3 protein-coding genes and 2 pseudogenes are annotated in these 4,740 nt (G+C 71.7%); 4 read left to right on the forward strand and 1 reads right to left on the reverse strand.

Annotated features, from left to right (window positions below; genetic code table 11):
• Positions 1 to 583: pseudogene (locus tag ROTAS13_RS19540) on the forward strand (hydrogenase expression protein HypE); the annotation flags it as partial.
• A 175-nt stretch (positions 584 to 758) separates the two neighbouring features.
• Entirely contained in the window at positions 759 to 1,289 is a 531-nt protein-coding gene (locus ROTAS13_RS19545) for an NADH-quinone oxidoreductase subunit B family protein (protein ID WP_079253366.1), read from the forward strand.
• A 429-nt stretch (positions 1,290 to 1,718) separates the two neighbouring features.
• Here the strand turns inward: ROTAS13_RS19545 and ROTAS13_RS19550 are convergent, their stop codons facing one another.
• Positions 1,719 to 2,666: a LysR substrate-binding domain-containing protein gene (locus ROTAS13_RS19550; protein WP_075823158.1), complete on the reverse strand. Its 948-nt coding sequence runs from the start codon at positions 2,664 to 2,666 to the stop codon at positions 1,719 to 1,721.
• Positions 2,667 to 2,789: 123 nt separating this feature from the next.
• Here ROTAS13_RS19550 and ROTAS13_RS19555 point away from each other — a divergent pair, with 123 nt between their 5' ends.
• Together ROTAS13_RS19555 and ROTAS13_RS19560 are read left to right on the forward strand one after the other, a co-directional pair.
• The gene (locus ROTAS13_RS19555) at positions 2,790 to 4,313 is read left to right on the forward strand and encodes a catalase (RefSeq protein WP_075823159.1); all 1,524 of its coding nucleotides are present in this window, start codon (positions 2,790 to 2,792) and stop codon (positions 4,311 to 4,313) included.
• 160 nt (positions 4,314 to 4,473) lie between these two features.
• Positions 4,474 to 4,740 (forward strand): annotated as a pseudogene (locus tag ROTAS13_RS19560) (hydroxymethylbilane synthase); the annotation flags it as partial.

The raw sequence follows: 4,740 nt of genomic DNA on the forward strand, positions 1-4,740 counted from the left end.
GATGCCGGAGGGCGAGGCGGCGCTGCGTGCGGCGCTGGAGGTGGTGGCGGCGGGACTGGCGGCGCTGCCGCCGCAGCCCGCCCCGGCGGCCGAGCGCCTGGGCGGGGCCGGGCGCCTGCCGCTCCCCCTGGCGGAGCGCTTCGCGGCGGGGGGCGTGGTCGGCCGGGCCTCCGGTCGGGATTTCGATGCGCGGCGGGACCTGCCTTACGCGCCCTATGACCGGATGGAGATCCCACGCTCCCAGGGTGGCGACGCGGCCGCCCGGCTGGCGCTGCGCCTGGCCGAGGCGCGGGAAAGCCTGCAGCTCCTGCCCCTGCTGCTCGACGCGCTGCCCGAAGGGGAGATCGCCATCCCCCTGCCGGCGCGCGCCGGGGAAGGAGCGGGCGTGGTGGAAGGGGCACGGGGAGAGGTGCTGCACTGGCTTTCGCTGGATGGCGAGGGGCTGGTACGCGCCTGCTTCGTCCGCGACCCGTCCTGGCTGCACTGGCCCCTGTTGGAGGCGGTGATGGAGGGAAGCGAACTGGCCGATTTCCCCCTTTGCGAGCATTCCTTCGGCCTGACCTGCAGCGGGGTGGATCTGTGAGCCCGTCGGAGCCCGGCCGGAGGCCCGGTGGTGGCGCGGCCCGGCCTGACATGGGAAGCGCCCGGTGAGCGCCCGCCTGCCCTGGTCGCGCCTGATCCGGAACCTGTTCCATGCCCCGCCGGCGGAGGCGCCGCCGCGGCCGCCGGATGACCTGGTCGCCGCCCTGGCGGCGCGGATGGCCGCCGGCGCCCGTGCCCGGCTGGGGCGCAGCCTGGCGATCCGGGAGATCGACGCCGGTTCCTGCGGCGGCTGCGAGGCGGAGATCGCCGCCCTCGATGCGCCGCCCTACGAGCTGGAACGCTTCGGCCTGCGCTTCGTGGACTCGCCGCGGCAGGCCGACCTGCTGCTAGTAAGCGGACCGGTGACGCGCAACATGGCGGAGGCGCTGCGCCGTGCCCATGCCTGCATGGCGCGTCCCGCCTGGGTGGTGGCCGTGGGCGACTGCGCGGTGGATGGCGGCTGCTTCCACACCTCCCCGGCGGTGGAGGGCGGAGTCGGCACGGTGCTGCCGGTGGACCTGCTGATCCCCGGCTGCCCGCCCGCCCCGGAACAGGTGCTGGAAGGGCTGCTGGCCCTGCTCCGGGCCGGCGGAGCGGCGCCCGCCCCGCCGCCGGAAAAAGGGCAGGCGGACGCCTCGCCGGAAGAGACAGGCCCGGTCAGGCCGCGAACGGGTGACACGGAAAGCCCGGGCAGCCAGCCGGGTTGAACCGAGTGCCCGTTGTGCGAACGGCCGTTCGTTCTGGCCGCTGCGCTCCATGGCCGGCCCCCGGGGGAGAGGCGCCGCCTCTCCCGCCGGACCCCCTCTCCGCCGGGGACCGAAGCCGGTCCCCGGACCCCGGGCTTTCGTTGGCTCCGTGTGGTTGCCGCCAGCCTGCGGCCTGATCCCGGGAAACAGGTGGCAAGGCGGGGCTCCTGAAAAGAAGAAAAATACCCTGTCCGCTCTGGTGGCACCGGCAGCCTGCCGGAGAGCGATGCTCTCCGGCGCGATCCGGCCCGCAGCGAAGAGGCAACGAACGGGAGGTCCAGGAACCTCAGGTTCCTGGCGGATAAGGGGGACGGGGGGAAAAGGCGGAGCCTTGTCCCCCGGGACGGCGCAACGGCAGAAGTGATGCGCGAGCGGCAATCGCTGTCCGGATCAGGCTGGCGGGGCCTTGCTTTCATCCGGATCGGTCCCGGGCGGGGCGGTGTCCCGCAGCACGTCCGCGAGTTCCGCGAAGACCGGCCCGCGCGGGTCGGTGCCGCGCCAGACCAATCCGATGGTGCGGCCGACCCGGGGTTCCCGCATGGGGCGGTAGTCGATGAGCCCGTCCAGGGCGGTGCCTTCGCGCCGCGCCAGCAGGGGCAAGAGGGAGTAGCCCTCGCCCGCGGCGATCATGTGGCGCAGCATTTCCAGCGAGCTGGCGAAGCGCGCCTCACGCATCCCGGCGGGGACATGGCAGAGGGAGAGCGCCTGTTCCCGCAGGCAGTGCCCTTCTTCCAGCAGCAGCAGCCCCTGGCCGTCCAGATCCTGGATGCCGATCCGCTCCTGCTCCAGCAGCGAGTGTCCCTGCGGACAGGCAAGCTGGAAGGGTTCGAAGAAGAGCGGCGCTTCCGTGAGGCCCGCCGCGCCGGAAGGCAGGGCGACCAGCGCCAGGTCGAGCGTGCCGCGTTGCAGCGCCTCCAGCAGCTCGCCGGTCCGTCCTTCCTGGAGGCGCAGGCTCAGGCCGGGATAGCGCGCCCGCATGTCCGGCAGCAGCCAGGGGACGTAGTAGGGGCCGAGTGTGGCGATCACGCCCAGGCGCAGCGGGCCGGTCAGGGGCTCGGCCTCCCCCTTGGCCATTTCCAGCAGCCCGCGCGCCTCGCGGATCACCACCTCCGCTTGGCGCAGCAGGTTCGTGGCCTGGGCGGTCGGCTCGATGCGGCGGCTGGAACGTTCGAAGAGCGTCACGCCCAGCAGGCCTTCCAGCTTGCGGATCTGCTCGCTCAGGGCGGGCTGGCTGACGCCGCAGCGTTCGGCGGCGCGGCCGAAGTGGCGCAGCTCCGCGACCGTGACGGCGTATTCGAGGTCGCGGAGCGAGAGGCCGGCCAGGGTGTTCGGGGGCATGGCTCCATCCCATCCATCGTTAGGCGTTACCTATCACAAGGATAGGAACGTTCAATTTCGCCGATGGAAGGCGGGGAGGCATAGTCGCCCGCAGAGCTTCCGAGGTTTGGGAAGGAGGACTTCATGACCCAGGAAACACGGAGTGGCGCGGCGCGCCCGGTGCTGACCAGCACGGCCGGCGCCCCGGTGCCCGACAACCAGAACAGCCTGACCGCCGGCCCGCGCGGCCCGATCCTGCTGGAGAACTACCAGCTCATCGAGAAGCTGGCGCACCAGAACCGGGAGCGCATCCCGGAGCGGGTGGTGCATGCCAAGGGCTCGGGCGCCTATGGCACGCTGACCGTCACGCACGACATCAGCCGCTATACCAGGGCGAAGGTCTTCTCCCAGCTGGGCAAGAAGACCGAGGTGCTGCTGCGCTTCTCCACCGTGGCGGGCGAGCGCGGCGCGGCGGATGCCGAGCGCGACGTGCGCGGCTTCGCGCTGAAGTTCTACACCGAGGAGGGCAACTGGGACCTCGTCGGCAACAACACGCCTGTCTTCTTCATCCGCGACCCGATGAAGTTCCCGGACTTCATCCGCACGCAGAAGCGCCATCCGCGCACCAACATGCGCTCGGCGACGGCGATGTGGGACTTCTGGTCGCTGTCGCCGGAAAGCCTGCACCAGGTGACGATCCTGTTCTCGGATCGCGGCCTGCCGCAGGGCTACCGCTTCATGAACGGCTACGGCTCGCACACCTATTCCTTCTGGAACGATGCCGGCGAGCGGTACTGGGTGAAATTCCACTTCAAGTCCATGCAGGGCATCCGGACCTGGACGAACGAGGAAGCCAACACCGTCATCGCGGAGGACCGCGAGAGCGCGCAGCGCGACCTCTATGACGCGATCGAGCAGGGCGACTTCCCGCGCTGGCGCGTCTGCGTGCAGATCATGCCGGAGGCGGATGCGGAGAGGACCTCCTACAACCCCTTCGACCTGACCAAGGTCTGGCCGCATGGCGAGTACCCGCTGATCGATGTGGGCGTGCTGGAGCTGAACCGGAATCCCGGCCATTACTTCGCGGAGATCGAGCAGAGCTCCTTCTCGCCGTCGAACATCGTGCCGGGCATCGGCTTTTCCCCGGACAAGGTGCTGCAGGGCCGGATCTTCGCCTATGCCGACGCGCACCGCTACCGCGTCGGCACGCATTACGAGGCCCTGCCGGTGAACCGGCCGCGCAGCCAGGTGAACACCTATCACGCCGACGGGCCGATGCGCTTCGACGCGCCGCGCGGCACGGACCACTACTACGAGCCGAATTCCTTCAACGGCCCGGTGGAGCAGCCCTCGGCCAAGGAGCCGCCCCTGCGCATCAACGGGAATGCCGACTACTACAACCATCGCGACGGCAACGACGACTACACCCAGCCGGGCAACCTGTTCCGCCTGCTGGGCGCCGAGCAGCAGGAGCGGCTGTTCCGCAACATCGCCGGCGCGATGCAGGGCGTGCCGCGGGAGATCGTCGCCCGCCAGCTCGGGCATTTCCGCAAGGCGGACCCGGCCTATGCCGCCGGCGTGGAGCGCGCGCTGGACTGGGTGCACACCAGCCCGGCCTCGGCGCCCACCACCGCCGCCGATGTGGGCGGGCAGCAGGCGGCCGAGTGATCCTGGCCTGAAAGGACCGCCATGGCCTGCCCCGGGGCATGGCGCACTCCGGCGGCGGGCAGACCCATGCCGCGCCGCTGCGGACCTCCGGCGAACCCCTCTTTCCAGCCGGAGGTCCGCTCTTTTCCCGAACCGAATGCCTGCGAACGGAACCCCCCGGATGTCCGCCGCCCTGCTCGCCCCTGCCCTTGACCCTGCCCCCGCCGCCCCGGACCGGACCGCCCCCTTGCCGGCGGCGCCGGTCCCGCCATCCCCCGGCCTTGCCACGGAGTCCCGGCTGCCGGCGCTGTGGGCGGGCACGCGCGGCTCCCCGCTCGCGCTGGCGCAGACGCGGGAGGTGCTGGCGCTGCTGGGCGGCGAGGGCATGACCGGCGGGCGCCCCGTGCGGGCGCGCGTGGTCGGCACCACCGGGGACCGGGTCCAGGGC

Source organism: Roseomonas sp. TAS13 (genome assembly GCF_001950415.1).
GTDB lineage: Bacteria > Pseudomonadota > Alphaproteobacteria > Acetobacterales > Acetobacteraceae > Roseomonas > Roseomonas mucosa.

What these genes read in the sequence shown, in the direction of transcription:
- ROTAS13_RS19545 (WP_079253366.1), top strand. Translation starts at nt 759, where the DNA reads ATGGCCGCCGGCGCCCGTGCCCGGCTGGGGCGCAGCCTGGCGATCCGG.
- ROTAS13_RS19550 (WP_075823158.1), bottom strand. Translation starts at nt 2,666, where the DNA reads ATGCCCCCGAACACCCTGGCCGGCCTCTCGCTCCGCGACCTCGAATAC.
- ROTAS13_RS19555 (WP_075823159.1), top strand. Translation starts at nt 2,790, where the DNA reads ATGACCCAGGAAACACGGAGTGGCGCGGCGCGCCCGGTGCTGACCAGC.